The organism is Stenotrophomonas sp. 22385, from assembly GCF_052045085.1.
Classification (GTDB): domain Bacteria; phylum Pseudomonadota; class Gammaproteobacteria; order Xanthomonadales; family Xanthomonadaceae; genus Stenotrophomonas.
In genome coordinates this window covers 210,688-228,148 of record NZ_JBQEOG010000004.1, presented here as the reverse complement: position 1 = coordinate 228,148, position 17,461 = coordinate 210,688, and the positions used below count along the sequence as shown (strand labels likewise).

General features: G+C 64.2%; 5 protein-coding genes. All 5 read left to right on the top strand.

Annotated elements, in window-relative coordinates; genetic code table 11:
- The first annotated feature begins 83 nt into the window (after positions 1–83).
- The 5 genes from ACTJI4_RS09460 (at position 84) to ACTJI4_RS09440 (ending at position 16,545) form a co-directional block, all read left to right on the top strand.
- Positions 84–284, top strand: coding sequence for a hypothetical protein (locus ACTJI4_RS09460; RefSeq protein WP_440869177.1), 201 nt, complete (start codon positions 84–86; stop codon positions 282–284).
- A 28-nt stretch (positions 285–312) separates the two neighbouring features.
- Positions 313–726: a calcium-binding protein gene (locus ACTJI4_RS09455; protein ID WP_440869176.1), complete on the top strand. Its 414-nt coding sequence runs from the start codon at positions 313–315 to the stop codon at positions 724–726.
- A gap of 134 nt (positions 727–860) precedes the next feature.
- A complete protein-coding gene (locus tag ACTJI4_RS09450) occupies positions 861–1,238 on the top strand; it encodes a hypothetical protein (RefSeq protein WP_440869175.1) in 378 nt (125 codons plus the stop codon).
- On the top strand, positions 1,226–2,296 hold the full coding sequence (locus tag ACTJI4_RS09445; protein ID WP_440869174.1) for a calcium-binding protein: 1,071 nt from the start codon (positions 1,226–1,228) through the stop codon (positions 2,294–2,296). Before ACTJI4_RS09450 ends, ACTJI4_RS09445 begins: the two co-directional genes overlap by 13 nt.
- Positions 2,297–2,382: 86 nt before the next feature.
- The gene (locus tag ACTJI4_RS09440) at positions 2,383–16,545 is read left to right on the top strand and encodes a putative Ig domain-containing protein (protein ID WP_440869173.1); all 14,163 of its coding nucleotides are present in this window, start codon (positions 2,383–2,385) and stop codon (positions 16,543–16,545) included.
- Positions 16,546–17,461 lie beyond the last annotated feature (916 nt).

Below are 17,461 nucleotides of genomic sequence, written 5' to 3'. Positions count from 1 at the left end.
TTCCGCTTTCCGGGATGGGCTAGGAAGTGGAGCTGTCGCGCAGGTCGCAGTTCCTCCGCCCCATTCTTCTCGAGGAGCTCACGATGTCCGATCCAAATATCATTGGTACAGGAGGCCCGGATCTTCTGATGGGCGGAGCCGGCGCTGACCATATCGAAGGCCGCGCCGGAGAGGACAGCCTGTTCGGCGGCGGCGGCGACGACTTCCTCGATGGCGGCGAAGGGTGGGACTACCTGTACGGCGAGGACGGTAACGATCTGCTGCTGGGGGGGAAGTGGAAATGACATCCCTTACGGGGGCACTGGCGACGACGTGCTTGACGGCGGGGCCGGCAAGGACAACCTTGAAGGAGGGCAGGGCTCGGATACCTACCGCTTCAGTGCAGGGTTTGGTACCGACAGAATCGTTAATACCAGCAGTGGCAGCACGGACATGGACGTGATCGAGTTCACGTCAGATGTGTCGGTGCAGAGCGTGCGCGTAGATAATTCTGGCGGACACCTGCTGATCACCATCGATGGGCATCCTGATGATCGGATCTCCGTGGACAACCATTTCTTCGGTGGTTCCTACGCAATTGATGGTATCCGGTTCGCGGATGGAACCTACTGGGATCAGCTCGAGATCAAGCGGCAGTCCAACCGGCCGACCGACGCGAATCAGAGCCTGACCGGTACTGACGGCGTAGACATCATCGATGGTGGTGGTGGCGACGACTCCCTCTAGGGTCGCGGGGGGGGGGACGACATCCTGTCCGGCGGGACAGGTAATGATTATCTGACGGCGAAGAGGGCAACGACAGCCTGGATGGCGGCGAAGGAAACGACCGGCTGTATGGGAATGACGGCAACGATCTCCTGATGGGCGGAGACGGTGACGATGAGCTCGATGGTGACCTTGGCGACGACGTGCTGGTGGGCGGCGCGGGCGATGATGTACTGGTCGGTGGCGAGGGCAACGACACCTACTATTTCGAAAGTGGCTGGGGCAAGGACACGATCCGCAACGCGAATCCGCTCGTGGATGGCGCAGGGCTGGACCGAATTCATTTCGCCGAAGGCATCCTTGCCACTGACATCGTGGTAGGCAGCACGGCCTTTGACCTGACCATGACCCATGGCGCCAGCGGTGACCGGATCACCCTGGGGGCTTCTTCTCCCAGATTGCGGAAGGTGGTGACCGGGGAGTTGACGAGGTCCGGTTCACCGACGGAACGACATGGTCCGTGGACGACCTGATCCTCGGCCAGCAGCTCGGCACCAGCGCAGCCCAGTACATCCACGGCCGCACCGGCGCTGACACGATCGATGCCGGCGGCGGCAATGACCAGGTGTTCGGCTACGGCGGCGATGACATTCTGGACGGTGGCGCCGGCAATGATCGCCTGGATGGCGGCAGTGGCAGCGACACCTACCACTTTCAGCTGGGTTGGGGGCAGGACGTCGTGGTTGCCAGCGGACCGGCTGCAGGCGCGACCGACGTGGATGTGATCTCGTTCGGCGCGGGCGTCGCGGCCAATCATATTGGCCTGGTAAGCAACGTAGCCGACCTGACCCTGCAGCACGTCAATGGCGACCGGATCACCCTGGAACGCTTCTTTACCGACCCCGGCGCCATCCAGGAAGTGCGGTTCGACGACGGCACCACCTGGACCGTCGCCGACCTGTATGCCCAGCAGATGCTGGGCAATGATGCCGACCAGTACCAATACGGCACCGCGCAGGCCGACCAGATCCAGGGGCTGGGTGGCAATGACCTCGTCTACGGACGTGGCGGCGCGGATGTGCTGGAAGGCGGTGACGGCGACGACGTGCTGGACGGCGGCGCCGGCAATGACGTGCTCAATGGCGGCGATGGAAACGACATGTTCGTGTTTTCGGCCGGCTTCGGCCAGGACCGCGTGATCAGCCAGGACCCGGACGGCATCTATTGGGACGTGGTCCAGCTCGGCGAAGGCATCACCTCCGACCAGATCGGCCTCAGCCGCGAAGGCCGTGACGTGGTCCTGAGCCTCACCGGTACCGACGACAGCCTGACCCTGGTCGACTTCCTGCCCGAGATCGAAGGCGATTGGCCGACCGCCATCGACGAGGTGTGGTTCGCCGATGGCACCGTATGGGATGCCTACAGCATCATCGGCGCACTGCCGGCTGCCGACGCTGCAGGTGGCGTGGAGCTGCAGTCGCTGGTGGCAGCAATGGCGGTGTCCTCGGCGTCGTCGTTCGATGCGGGCCCGCTGCTGTGGCGGCCTGAGACCCATCCCGGCCTGCAGCAGGTTGCGCACGCAGCGATCTAAGCGGGCCTAAACTTTTTCGCGCCCCTCGGGATAGAGGGAAAGGAGCTGCAGGAAGGTGCGGCCTTTCTCCACTCAAGGGGCGCGTAATGGCCGCAGTTATTGCAGGGAATGGTCTGGGTCTGTTCAATTCTTCGCTCCAGGCAGGCCTGGGGTTGGGGAGCGGTGCGCGGCTGGGGGTGCAGGGAGGCGACCGCCAGTACGTCAACATCAGCAACGGCAACCTGATCCTGCACAGTCAGGACGAACAGCTGCTGTTCCGCGGCATGACCCTGGGCCAGTTCCGCACCTACAACAGCCAGGGGTTGTCCAGCCAGGTCGGGAGCGACGGCTGGATCACCGGATTCGAGCGCCGCGTTGAGCTGCTCTCTGGAACCGCCGGTGCCGTCGGCAGCGTGATGCGCCTGCACACCGGCGATGGCGGCTACCAGGACTTCACCCATACCGGTGGCAACACCTACCTGTCCACCGACGGTGACGGCGCGCACGATACGCTGACCTACGCAGCCGGTACCAAGACCTGGACCTATGTCGAAGGCAGCTCGCGCCGCGAGGAAACCTACGCCGACCATGCCAACGCCACGCTCAAGGGGCGGTTGACCCGCATCCGCGATCTGCTCGGCGATGCCACTTCACCCACCAGCTGGGACGTGCTGTACGACGGTGCCGGCCGCATCACCCAGATCCGCAGCAAGGACACCGGCGCGGGCGCTACCCCGGATGCGCTGGTCTTCAGTTACGACACGGCGGGCCGCCTGGCCGCGCTGTCCACCCGCGAGAACGGCGTAGTGCTCGGCCAGGTGGCCTATGGCTACGACAGCATCGGCCGGCTGTCCTCGGTCCTGGTGGATTTGACCCCGCGCGACGGTGCCGCCGACCTGGAGACCTGGAACGCGACCGACGCCGCGGCCAACGACGGCTACCTCTACCGCACCGTCTATTCCTACGCCGATGCCACCAGCCTGCGCATCAGCCAGGTCCGGCAGGGCGATGGCACGCTGGTCAGCTACGGCTATGACGCCGAAGGCCGGATCATTTCGGTCACCCAGGGCGACGACAATGCCAACGACGCCGACGGCGTTGGCCAGACCCTCACCTACAGCTACGACACGGCCAACCGCCGTACTGATGTCAGCGACTCCAGCGGCCGCACCTGGTCGTACGGCTACGATACTGCCGGCCGCCTGACCGACGTGCAGGCACCGGCCGTGGACGGCCAGCGTGACACCAGCCAGTACAGCTACGACGCTGACGGCAACCTGGTCCAGGCGCGCACCCAGCGCGGTGGCGTGGTGCTCAGCCAGAGCGACTGCCAGTACGATGCCAACGGCAACCTGCTGTGGCAGTGGAACCTGGTCGATCCGGCCCACAACGCCAGCGCCATGGCGGTGCAGCGTACCTACACGGCCAACAACCAGCTGGCCTCGGAAACCGTGTTCACCGGACTGGATGCCGACGGTGCCGGCAGCGCCTCGGGCCCGCAGGGCGGCGCCACCACCCATTTCCTGCGCGATGCGCAGGGCCGGGTTCGTTTCAGCATCAGTGCCGCTGGCGAAGTCACCGAAACCACCTACGCCACCGCAGGTACCGGTATCGGCCAGGTGGCGTCGGTGCGCCGCTACCTGGCCGACACCTACAGCGGCGCTTTCACCACCAGCGACCTGGAAGCGTGGGCCACGGCGGAGCGACGCGCACAGAGCGGTCTCACCGAATACGGTTACGACCTGCGCGGCCGCCTCAACCAGACCCGTGGTTTCGACCAGGTCGATGCCACCGGTGCCGGTGTGCAGAGCGATGGCACCGAAACCGTGGACTACGTGTACGACGCCCAGGGCCTGCTGCGCGAAAAGATCATCGTCCGCTACCCGGCCGGTCGCGAAGAGAGCGGCACCACGCTGACCGAACAGACCAGCTACACCTACGACGGTCTGGGCCGGCTGCTGGCCGAAACGGTGCAGCAACGCCGCCGGACCGGCGGCGTACTGGTCGAAGAGGCAACGCTGCGGACCACGACCTGGTCCTACCAGGATTCGGGCAGCACCCTGCGCACCAGCATCGAAGGTGGAGTGGCCGGCGACGGCACCGGCAACGATCTGCTGCGCACCGAGGTTCGCAATGCCGCCGGCCAGCTCATTGCCGTGACCGAATCTGTGCTGGATGGCAGCGCTCCGGCGCGCACTACGCAGCACTTCTACGACAGCACCGGCCAACTGCGCGCCAGCCAAGACGCCAATGGCGGCCGTACGTACTTCTTCTACGACGCCGAAGGCCAGCTGGCCGGGCAGGTGGATGCCACCGGCACCGTGACGGCGTTCGTGCGCGACGCGCTCGGCCGCGTCATCACCACCACCACCTACGCCACCCAGGTACCGACCTATGGTTGGTTGGTGGAGGGTGTGGTGGTTCCGGCGGCCCTGGACAGCGTGCTGCCGGCGGCCACGGCCGAGGACCGTTCTTCCCAGGTGCAGTACGACGCACTGGGCCGCAAGCTGGTCGAGATCGATGGTGAAGGCGGCATCACGCGCTACACCTACGATGGTGCCGGCCGCCTGCTTGAGGCGCGCGCCACCGATGCGGCAGGCACCGCCGCCACAGCGCGGGTGCTGCGCTACTTCTACGACGCGGCCGGCCGTGAGAGCGGCCGCCTGGATGCGGCCGGCTACCTGATCGAGTTCCAGTACGACGCAGGCGGGCGGCTGGTGCGCTCCATTGCGTACGCTACAGCCACGGCCATTGGCGACCGCTCCGCCGGGACGCTGGATGACCTGCGCCCGCAGACTACCGACAGCGATGCGGTCACCCGCAGTTTCCATGACGGCCGCGGCAACCTGATCGGCCAGCTGGATGCGGAGGGCTACTTCACCGAATACGTGTACGACCAGGCCCGCAACCAGCGCGGCGTGGTGTCCTACAGCCTCAAGCTGGACGCCGCCGACCCGGCGACCAGCTTCTCCGCGCTGCGCCAGCTGGTGCAGGCCGGTGGACAGACGCGGAGCACCGTGCGCAGCTACAACGCGCTGGGCCAGCTCAGCGTGGAGGCTACCTCGGAAGGACTGGTCACCACGTTCAGCTATGACAGCCAGGGCCGGCTGGTGCATACGGTGTCGGCCGTGGACACGACCGAGGCCCGACATGCCGTCGTACGCTACGACGCCTTCGGCAACCTGGTGGCCGAGCTCAACGGCGAAGGATCGGCGCTCTACAGCGACGACATGAGCGACAGCGATCTGCAGGCGCTGTATGCCAGCTACGGCATCCGCCACAGCTACGACGCGCTGGGCCGCCGCAGCGAGAGCGTTGATGCCGAAGGCAACCGCACCTGGTACTTCCATGATGCGGTGGGCCGCCTCACCCACACCGTGTATGGCATGTACTCGGAAAGCGAGGGCCTGAGCAACGCCGAAGGTGAGGTCGAGGAGATTCGTTACGACGCCTTCGGCCAGGCACGCGACACCATCCGTTACACCGGTCGGGTGCTGCTCAGCCCGCCCTTCGGCCGCGACCAGGCCGCAGCGGCCATCCAGGTGCTGCAGTACATTGCCACCTACGACAGCCGCCAGCAGTTCAAGTACGACCGCCGTGGTCTTGTCACAGAGCGCACCAGCGCCGAGGGCTACCGCTCGTTGATGGCCTACAACGCCTTCGGCAACCTGGTTCGGCAGGACGACCAGATCAGCGCCAACAGCTGGCGCGTGACCGAAAGCGCCTACGACCAGCGTGGCCAGCGCCTCTCGCTGACCGAAGACGCACAGGGGCTGGCGCGGATCACCACGGCACAGTACGACGCGTTCGGGCGTGCCACCCAGACCACCGACGGCCGGGGAACCACCACGCTGTACAGCTTCGACCGCATGGGCCGCCAGGTGGCGGTGCAGCAGACCGTATCCGGCCGACAGGAACGCGCTGAACTTGCGTACGACGCCTGGGGCCGCGTGGTCAGCCAGGTGGATGCGCTGGGCCGCGTGACCACCTTCGTGCACGACAACGAAAACCGCACGATGACCATGACCACCCCGGAAGGGCTGGTGGTGGTGACGACGTACAACGTGCATGGGCAGCAGGTGGAGATCCGGCGAACGGATGGAACCGGCACCACCTTTGAGTATGACGAGGAAGGGCGCCTGGTCTGGCAGGGGCAGGGCGATGGCCCGGATATCCATGACGGGGGTGTCGGCTACGAGTACGACAGTCGCGGCCTGCTGATGGCAAAGGATGACGGTGGCTACGTCACCGCATACCGGTACGACGCGCGGGGGCGGGTGTTGGAAACGTCCGAAGCCGTGTGGGTACAGGAGTGGGAAGACACCGATGGCGACGGCTGGGGTGACAAGGAAGTGTTCTGGCTCGACCGCCGCCCCGGCACGACCTATCAGTACGATGGTCAGAGCCGTCAGGTGCTTGTCACCGATGCGACCGGGGTCAAAACCGCGCTGGTATACGACCTCGATGGCCGCCTGACGGAGTCCACCCTGGACCCGGATGGCTTTGCCCTCAAGACCCAGTACACCTGGGATGGCCTTGGTCGTCAGCTGACAGTCACCGAGGCCGCTGGCACCGCCGTGGCGCGGGTAACCGACTATGCCTACGACGGCTTGGGCCGTCGCACGAGCCAAGTGGTCGCGTCCGGATCACTGAACCTGACCACGCAGTATCTCTACGACGCCAACGACAACGTCGTGGCCAGCGTGGACGCGGCCAACCATGTAACCCGCTTCGTGTATGACGAGGCCGGCCGGCTGACGTTCACCGTTGACGCACGCGGCAGCGTTTCCGAGCAGCGCTACGATGCAGCCGGGCAGCGTACCGCGACCCGGTCCTATGCAAACCTGGTTGCGCCGGGGGTACTGCCGCAGGCAGCGACCGAGGCACAGATCCGTGCCCTGCTGGTGGCCGACGATGCGCGCGATCGCCAGAGTTACTTCGTGTACGACCAGGATGGCCGGCAGAGGGTAGTGGTCGACGGCTCAGGGGCGACAACGGTACGCACCTTCGATGTGGCCGGTAATGCCACACAGGTGCGGTCGTACGCGGCCGCCTTCCCGCTGACAGGCGCCGCTCGCCAACAGCTGGCCGCAGGAACCCTCTCTGCCGATCAGATCGTGCAGTCGATCACCGCCGATGATGGGGCCGACCGGCTCGATTCCTATCTGTATGACTCTGCAGGGCGGGTGATCGGCCATCTTGATGGTGCGGGCTACTACACCGAAACCAGTTACGACAGCTCGGGCAGGGTCATACTGGAGCAGCGTTCCGCACAGCCGCTGCCGTGGGACTACCATGCCGGCATGGCAGCGGGTGGAACCCGCGGCGACTCGGCAGAACAGCTCTACTATTTCGACTACCTCAACGCCGGCGACGGGCGCACCGAGTACCTGTATGACGACGGCGGCCGGCTCGTTTTCAAGCTGACCTACGTCCGCAGCGATGCGCAGGAGTACTGGACCCAAGGTGCCAACTCGATTCTCATTGAGCGCATCGGGTATGACGCCGCCGGGCGGGTCACGAGCGAAACGGCATACGCGGAGTCGCCCCAGATTTACTGGCCGTCGCGAATGGCAGCTCGCCGTGGGGATGACAGCCTCTGGAGCATGCAGGCGGTGATGGAATTCCTCACCTACAACGGTGAGGGGAACCTGTTCAGCAGGCCGCAGCGCACCACACAGTACTTCCGCGACACGGCCGGGCGCGAGCAGTTCCGCGTCGGCCCTGACGGGCTGGCGCAGGAATCCATCTACGACGCGCAGGGCCGGGTCATTGAGACCCGCCAATTCGGGGAGCGCGTTGACGTTCAGCAGTGGTCGAGTGTTGAGGACATCGCAGCTCAGGTCGCTGGCATCAGCACCGTCCGTGTCACCCGGCAGGAGTATGACCAGGCAGGCAACGTTGTTACCCGCTACGACGCGCTTCAGGCGGTGGAGCGCTATGCCTATGACGGTATCGGCCAGCTGATCTCGTACACGGACAAGAACCAGGCCGTCTGGACCTATCAGTACGACGCCGTTGGCAACCGTACCTCCGAAACCAGCCCGCAGGTGATCGTGTCGCGCGCAGACGCGGCTGGAAACCTGTCCAACGTTGCGCGGTCCGTTGTCACCTTGACGGAGTACGACGCGTTCGGCAACGTGACCCGGCGGATCGAGGATCTGGGCACCGCCACGGCCCGTGCCACCGAGTACGTCTACGACAACCGTGGGTTGCAGGTGCTGATCCGCTTCCCGGATGCTGGTGTGATGGGGGCAGACGGGCAGGTGCAGGCCACGGGCGTGCGTCCCACCGTTGAAGTTACCTACAACGCGCTGGGCCAGGCCGTGGCCCAGAAGGATGTGCTGGGCTACTACAGCTTCAAGACCTACGATTCAGCCGGTCGGGTTGTGTATGACATCGACGCGGAAGGCTACGTGACGGAGTACGGGTACAACCTGTACGGCCAGCAGACCCGCCTGTTGCGCTACGCCGCGCCGGTGTCGATCCCCGGCAACACCGCACCCAGCACCAGCGATGTGTCGGCACTGGTCCAGGTGTCCTACAACCAGGACCGCCTGCTGCTGACCCGCTATGATCTGGCCGGACGCAAGCAACAGGTAGTGCAGGTCTACAACCGGGTATCTCCCTGGAATGGCGACAGCTTCATCCAGGCGTACGGCCGGACCACGGATTACCAGTACAACATCTTTGGCGAGGTGGTGTCCGAGCGGCTGACGACAGACGCCGAAGGTTGGGAGCTTGATGAAGGCTATCCCAGCTCCCAGGACGGGGAAGCCCAGACCCGCTACTACTATGACAATACCGGCCGCCAGACCCACAAGATCGATGCCGGCGGCTTCGTTACCGCCTGGGAGTACAACGTCAATGGCGAACTGATCCGTGAGATCCAGTACGCCGTAGCTGGCGATGGCGCGCCACCGGATTATGAGGGGGGCGGAAACAATGGAGGTTGGTCGCGCTCTTCGGCAGAGCCCACGTTCGACCCACTGTTCGCAGGCCACAACCGCGTTACCGAATGGACCTACGACGCCCTCGGCCGCAAGATTTCCGAGCGGCGCAGCCAGGGCAATCCGGACGATGGCGCATTCGTTGAGAGCCTGGCCGAGTACGACGCCTCGGGCCGCGCCACCGCCGTGACGGTCCAGGGCGAGCAGACCCGCACCTACTACGATGCGATGGGCCGGGTCACCGCCGTGCGCGAAAGCGAGCGCGATGTCATCAACGGCAATTCGGACATCCAGCTCGGCTCCACCGGGGTCAACCTGCAGTCCGAATCGCTGTACCGCCGCGCCTCGCCGTACAGCACCATGGCCTACGACGCCTTCGGCAACGTGGTGCAGGTGCGTCGCTACGCCGATGGCGCCGAGACCGGGCAGGGGGGGGTGGCGTCCGCGCGCGACCAGGTCATCAGCACCCTCTACGACTGGCAGGGCCGGAGCGTGCTGGAGCGCGACGCTGCGGGCACGCTGCATGCCCGCACGTATGACGCAGCCGACCATCTGCTGGCTACCCGCTCGCGGCTGGACGGCAACTCCGGGCGTTGGTCGCTGGCGGTCAATGAAGCGGTCTACGACAAGGTCGGGCGCCAGATCATCAACAAGGTGTCCCGCGAGCTGCACCAGGGCGAGGGCGGTGCCGTACTGCAAGTCGTGGTCGACACCGCCTCGCAGGTCCGCTACAACGCTTTTGGCGAGATCATCGCCAAGGACAGCAATCTCGACATGGGGGTGTACACCTCCGAGTTTGCGGTGCAGTACCAGTACGACGAACAGGGCAACATGATCTCCAGCAACGCCGAAGGCGGCGTGAAGCGGAACTACGAATACGACCGCGCTGGCCGAGCCATCAAGGAGTCGCACGTCGTCCGCGACTCGAACGGCAACCTGGTCACCGTCGAAACGACCATGGAATATGACCTGCGGGGGAATCTGGTCAAGCAGATACTTCCCGGCAACACCGATCAGCCCGGTGATGTCAGCACCGTCGAGCGTACTTACGATGCCTGGGGCAACGTGCTTTCGATGCTCGATCAGCGTGGCGGTACCACGTTCTATGAGTACAACCAGCAGAACCAGGTGGTGCGCGAGGTCAAGCCCACGGTACGCGTCCTCAACAGCGATGGCTCGGTGAGCAACATTGCTCCCGAGACCCTGTGGGACTATGACGCCCTCGGCCGGCTGGTGGGTACCCGCGACGCCAATGGCAACTGGCAACGCTCGGCGTATGACGCCAGTGGCCGCCAGCGCTACACCGAAACCGCCACCGGCGACCGGACACACTTCGCCTATGATGCCTTCGGGCAGAAGCGCTACACCCAGAATCCGCTCGGCTACCTGACCTTCCTCGACTATGACCACGCCGGCCGCGTCGTCGCGCAGGGCGACTTCCTGCGCGATAGCGATGGCCAGACCCGTGCCAAGGCCGTGCGTGAGCGCTATGCGCTCGATCAGAACGGCAACCGCCTGCGCGTCACCGACGCGTTGGGCTACGTCAACACCTATGACTACGACAGCCGTGGCCTGGTGATCCGAAGCCTGACGGCGGCGGGCGTGGCCATGTCGTACGGCTACGACCTGCAGGGCAACAAGATCCGCGAGACCAATGCGCTGTCCGACCCAAGCCTGGCGGCCGACGGCGTGCCGGTGTTCAATGGAGGAGTGGTCGATACGCAGTTTGCGGCGATTGGGCAGACGGTGAGTTTCAGCGTGCCAGCTGCGGCGTTCACCACCGCCGAAGGTGAGATACCCGCGGTCTCGGTGCGAGTGGAATACTGGGATTCGGCGGCGCGGGCGTTCCGTATGGCCGATGGCTTCAGCTACGACCCGCAGACCCGGACCTTGACCGGCGCCGGTACCCAGAACGGCGAATATCGCATCACCTTCACCGCCACCAGTGCCAGTGGCAGGACTGCCACGGCCAGCTCTGTCCTGCATGTGGTCAATGCGACCGCGTACGCCAACTATTACGCAGGCGCCCCGGCTCCGGCGATGGGCCTCTTCAACCAGAGGGTCACCGCCGGCCAGCCCTTCAGATACCAGATGGCGGCGGGCACCTTCGTCGACACCCAGGGCCAAGGCATCTCGTACAGCGCGTCCGTCCTGGTGAAAATCAGCGAGTACGACTACGAACGGCGGCAGGAGATAACCTACGACGAGTGGGTAACCATCGGCTCGCCGGGGGACACCTCGGGTCTGAGCTTCGACCCTGCGACCGGCACCCTGTCCGGCACGCTGTCAAGTGTTCAGCGCTATGAAGTCCAGATCACCGCGACCGGCACCAACGGACGTTCCAGCTCCCTGAACATGGAGGTCCAAGGCCGGACCGAAAGTGGACGGCGTACTGTCATCGATTACGAGCGCGACGACGAAGGCGAGGTCATGAACCTCGACGAGCTCACCTGGGTATACGACTACTTCGGTCGCCTGACCGACCATAACGACCTGAGCGGCGCCGACTACGATTACGAGTACGACAGCGAAACCGGGCAGCTGCTGCGCGAGAACAGCCAGTGGACCGAGCAGGCTCGGCAGTACTCCACGCCGATCGATGATTACTGGTACGAACGTGACTGGTCCCAGTACGGCCTGGACGCCGACCAGACCAACCTGGACCTGCCCGAGCCGCTGCTGCTCAACGACCCCGAGCGCAGCTACAGCTACTTCCGCTCCGGTGCGTTGAAGGAGCTGCGCGAGGGCAACAACTGGTTCCGGTACACCTATGACGCGGCCGGCAACCGTACCTCCGAGGAGGCGTACACCTATGACGCGGACGGACAGCTGCTGCACGTGCTGACACGCGTCAGCTACGACGCGCATGGCCGCATCACCAAGGTGACCCAGAAGGACATGGTCGCCAACCACACCCAGCTGGAGCTCAACTACGACTATGACGCGGTGGGCAACCGTCGTCGCGTGCTGGCACGGACCTCCTTCGACGCCAATGCGCCGGGCCTGGACATCAGCGGCATCACCAACCCGGACTTCGAGCGGGGCGATATCGGCTGGACCATGACCGAGGGCTGGAGCGTAGTCAGCGGTGGCGAGCAGGGCAGCACCCAGCGGGCCCAGTTCGACTTCACCGGCAGCTCCACGCTCCTGAACAAGCAGCGGGTGGAGGTAAAGCCGGGCGAGACCATTACCGCTTCGGTGCGGGTCGACCAGGGCGCCTCCAGCGAGGGCGAGGCCGGCGCTGCTGTCGTCATCCAGTGGTACGACTATGCCGGTAATGCGATCAAGCTGTCGTTGGGCAACATGGTGGACTCTGCGTCCAACGGCAACATCTACGATTCAAGGGTGTCGATGCAGGTGCCGCCGGGCGCCGTGTTCATGTCCATCGGGGTGCATGCGTTCCGAACCGGGGGAGGCGACGCGCTGTACGTCGACAACTTCACCTGGGGCTCGGCGCCAGCCAATGGCAACCTGGCCAACTCGTCCGGGTGGACCTTCGGCACGGGCACGTCGTGGACGTCCGAGTCTGGCGGATCGATCCGCTTTCAGCGCGACGAAGAAAGCAAAGCCGTCAACAACGAGCGCATCGCTGTCCGCGCGGGCAGCGTGGTCAACGCCCGCGGCAATGTGCAGCAGGGCGCATCCAGCGCCGGGACGGCGTGGGGCGCGGTATTCCTGCGCTTTTATGATGCCGATGGGAACGTCATCACGGACGTGCTCGGCAATCGCGTCGACAGCGGCTCCGGCGGCGCCTGGCACTCCTCCTACATCAATGCACGGGTGCCCGAGGGGGCAGTCAGCATGTCGGTCGGCGGCGTGTCCGGCCGCAGTGGCGGAAAGGCCGTCTGGATGGACGACTTCAGCTGGAACTACGAGCGCGGCGGCGAGCTGGGGGATGTCGGTGACTACGTGGATCCGGATCCGTCCAACCCGTACAACATGGCCGAGCCGTTCAAGGACTACTGGTATCAGTACGACGCTCAGAACCGCGTAACGGTCGCCAACGGTAAGATGAAGGACGGGCAGATCGTGCTCGGCAACGCCGATGTGAGCTACGCGCTGGACTACGACGAAGCTGGCAATGCGGTGCGCCGCCGTTACTTGAGCGGCCATGTCCAGGTGGCCGAAACCACCCAGTACGACGAGCGCGGCCAGCGCTTGAACGTTTTCCAGTCAGTACCACTGGACGGCACCTCCGGCCTGGTGCTGAAGGACAGTTACCGGTATGACGCGGTCGGCCGGCTGATCGAGCAGCGCACTTACTTCGACAATGGCTCCGTGCGCAACGGGGTGAACGTATCGGGGTGGCTGAAACATGCCGAGACCTTCAGCTACGACGCTGACGGCCGGATCCAGCAGCAGCTGATCCTGGGTCGTCAGCTCGGCTGGAGCGCCGGTGCGCCCACCGATGGTGGCGCGTTCCAGGTGACCAATCTGGGCGCTCTGCAGAACCTGGCAAGCGTCAACTACGGCATGGGGTACGACGTCGCTGGGCGGCTTCGCGGCTACACCTACCAGTACGCCCAGCACGAGGAAGGCAGCGGCGCGGCGGCGGACGACCCGAAGGGCTACACCCACCGCTACAACTACACCTACGAAGCGCGTGACAGTTACCTGGAAGCCCGCGTCACCGGCGCCAGCAGCAACCAGAACTTCCGCGCCTCCAGCACCTTCAGCACCTACGACGCCTGGGGCCGCCGCGTGGCGGTGCGCGAAAACACCCCGCTGGCCAGCAACCTGGGAACGCTGGACGACCGCATCCGCTATTTCAGTTACGACGCCACCGGCAACATCCTGCGCCGCCGCGAGGGTACGCTCGAAAACGGGCTGTTCACTCAGGACGCTGCCCAGAAGACCCAGACCCAGCTGTACGCGTATGTGGGCGGCCAGCTCGTGGCTTCAGGCAAGCGCACCGGTGAAGTGGACGTGGTCGGGCGCCTCACCGCCTACCAGAGCAACAACGCCGCCGGCAGCAGCCGCACCACGGTGCAGGCGGGCGAGACCCTGCGTGGCATCGCCCAGCGGGTCTACGGAAACGCCAACCTCTGGTATGTGCTGGCCGAAGCCAATGCAATCACCGACGACAGCGGCCTGACCGCCGGTACCACCCTGGTGGTGCCGGAAGTGAAGGTGACCGCCAACGATGCGAGCACGTTCAAGCCGTTCAGCCCGCAGGAAGCCATCGGTAACACCTCGCCTTCGTTGCCGTACATCGAGCCGCCGCCGAAGGAGCATTGCAACGGCATTGCCATGGTGTTGATGGTGGTGGTGGCCGTTGTGGCTGCGGTGTTTACGGCGGGTGCGGCGTTGACGGCCATTGCTGCGCTGGCACCGTCGCTCGGCATCGCGACAGGAACCACCCTCATGGCAACCGGCTTTGCCGCACTCACTGGTGGCGTGGTGGCCACCGGCACAGCGCTTGGGGTCGGCGCAGCGGTGGCTGGGGCGGCATTTGTGGGAGGTATGGCAGGGAGCATCGCCAGTCAGGCGGTAGGCAAGTCGCTGGGAGTCGTGGATAGCTTCAGCCTACGTAAGGCAGTTGCTGGCGGCGTCAGCTCCATGGTGACCGCGGGCGTGGGTGGTGCTGGCAGCATCAGTGAGATCGCTGCGGCGGGAGCTGCCAGTGCGGCTGGCGCGTACGTAGGCGCCAAAATCGCGGGTGTCCCTGACACTCACTTCAGTTGGCGGGCTGTCGCTGCCTCTGCGGTCAGCGCGGTGGTAGCGGCTCCGATCAGCCGGACGGTGGGGTCAACGTTCCCAGGTACGACCGTAGGTTCTGTGGCGAACAGGACCCTGCAGGGAATGGTGGGGGGCGTTGTCAGTCTGCATACCTTCCGCCAGTTTGGCTTGGAGGCGGACATAAACTACGGTGCGATTGCGGCGGATGCGTTTGGCAACGCATTGGGAGAGAGCTTCGTTGCCAGCGTGGCGCGAGGGAGTGGATCACCGATCCGTGCGCGCGTGGAAGGAGCTGCACCGGAGATTGGGCGCGCACTCGACCCTGACTATCGGCCTGATTGGCTGTTCGGCGATTCCACGGCGGGAGCAGATTGGGTAGGCAGGCCGACCGGGAGATTTGCTTACGCCGTTGCATCCAATGGAGAGAGTTTCGGACCAGGGGAATTGGCGGATTCCGTAGTATTCGAGGCAACGTGGCGCAATGCTGGATACACCTCGCCGCTGTCTGGGGGAGGAGCGGACTTCTTCTTGGCTGAGGACCACGCTGGCTTCTCTGATGACGTCTGGGAATCTGGCAGGATCAATGTGCTTCCGGATCCTCTTGACGTAGCCATCTATGCCGCGATGAACATGGAGCCAGTGGGTGCGGATCAGTACCTGCGTGGAGACTCAGTCGATGCACCTTACGGACCAATTGGCCGAGTGTCCGGTCTTGACGCTGCGATAAAGGGAATGGAGGCCGGAATGGAGTCGCTGGCGACCTACGGCCCTATGCCCCAAATGAGATACGATGATGTCCAGGGCAGGGAGCTGCAAGCCGCCAACTGGCGGCGAATAGAGGCAATGCAGCACAGTCCTGTTGCAGCCGTCTACGCCACAGCAGCTATGGCAGCAGGTGCTGACGAATATGCTCAGAACAGGGCTGCCGGCGTGGGCGAGGCTGCCGGTGAGATTGCGATGGCTATGGCTCCCATAGGCATCCGCGGTCGTGGTGCGCGGGGGTCAAGAACGACGTTACTCGACGCGACGCCGGCGAGCATTGGACGAACTGTTGGGGGGCCTTCCTCAGTGTCCCCAGTTGCGGGGCCGCGCATTCAGGCCCCGGCTGGTCCTCGTAAGTTCACGTACTCTGAGCTTAGGGCACTAAGGGATATCGGCATGACGCGGGCCGAGATCACCAAGAGCGTGTCTGTCAACGGCGACATCTACCTTTTCCGGGGTACATCCACGGCGAACTTCCAGGGAAATCCAGCTGCGCAGTCGACCAAAGCATCCGCGACAGTGGACCCGTACATTGCTACAGTATTCGCTCTTGAGGCGCGGACGCAGAACGGAAGCGGAGTGGTGTACTTCGGTAGCCGTACGGAGTTGGGTTCGTTCGGCAGGGGAAACCCCGTCGCCGCCAGGATTGAGCGCGAAGTTGCAGTGGAAGGCGGTTCAATGGGCTTTGCAAATCGAGCATCAATGAGCGTGTCGGTGGACAGGTCAAGAGCCATTCTGAGCGATATGGGAATGCCCCCATTGCCCAGATCGTTCCCCGGACATCAGCGGTGGGATTGGATTCGAGAGGCGCCCCGAATGACGCCAGATCAGATCAATGAATACATGCGCCGCGTGCGTAGCGAAGGCACTGGAGAATGAGTATGAAACCCGCCTCAGTTTATTTTGTTGGCGCTGTTACTAAGCGGTCGGGCCGCCTTGCTTACACGGGATTCGTGGTCTCCGGTCCGGAGCTTCGTGTTGGAGATGTTTTTCGAGTCAGATACGAATTGCCCAGCACGGCGGAAGAGAGACGTCTTGGTACGGCTTCGTTGGAGCCAGCAATGGTTGCTGAAGTGTCGCTTAGGGTGGATGGAATGTACTCCATGCGGGAAAGTGTGGAAGCCCTGTGGAGAGGAGTGACTGGAGAAGTATTCTTGTCCGGTGACGGTCTTGATCGGGTTTCGGAGGATACCTTGTTGTGTACAAGTTTGGATATCCCGATTATTCGCGCCGAGTAGATGGTACTTATATATTATGGGCTCAGGACGGCATGCTCCCGTGGTTTGCCTAGATGTGCGCTGAAGCGCCTGAGGTCGTCACGCATTTGTTTCTGCCAGAAGAGACTTGTGTGTTGGACAGGGTTTTCATTTAGATCGACGATTGCAGGGCCAAGTTCATCGTCCATTGAACTTTCGAGATCAATTGTCCACTTGAGGAGGCTGGATCGTTCTCCTTTGCTGTGGCGAGCATGTTTGTAGGTGGTGGGGCCTCGGTGGCCGCCAATTCGTCCCGCATGCTCTCGGGGGTGCATAGTGTTGAGCGCGCCTTGTCCGGGCATACTTCCACGCCTCCGGCGAGGCGGCACCTTCGGAGATGCTGGATGAGGCGGCCGATGGTGCAGGGCCCGGGATACATCGAAAGATCGTAAACGCGCGTGCCTGCAGTGAGCTGAAGGCCTCCATGCAGATGCGCATGGTCAAGCTGGCAGCTGGCGGAGCATGGATCGGCGGTTTGGCCGGAACCTCCCTTGCTCCTTTCACCGGGGGTTGAGCATTCCGGTAGGCATCGCGCTGGG

Bases quoted from the DNA above. Each gene is read 5' to 3' on its own strand.
- ACTJI4_RS09460 (WP_440869177.1), top strand. From the start codon at position 84: ATGTCCGATCCAAATATCATTGGTACAGGAGGCCCGGATCTTCTGATG.
- ACTJI4_RS09440 (WP_440869173.1), top strand. From the start codon at position 2,383: ATGGCCGCAGTTATTGCAGGGAATGGTCTGGGTCTGTTCAATTCTTCG.
- ACTJI4_RS09450 (WP_440869175.1), top strand. From the start codon at position 861: ATGGGCGGAGACGGTGACGATGAGCTCGATGGTGACCTTGGCGACGAC.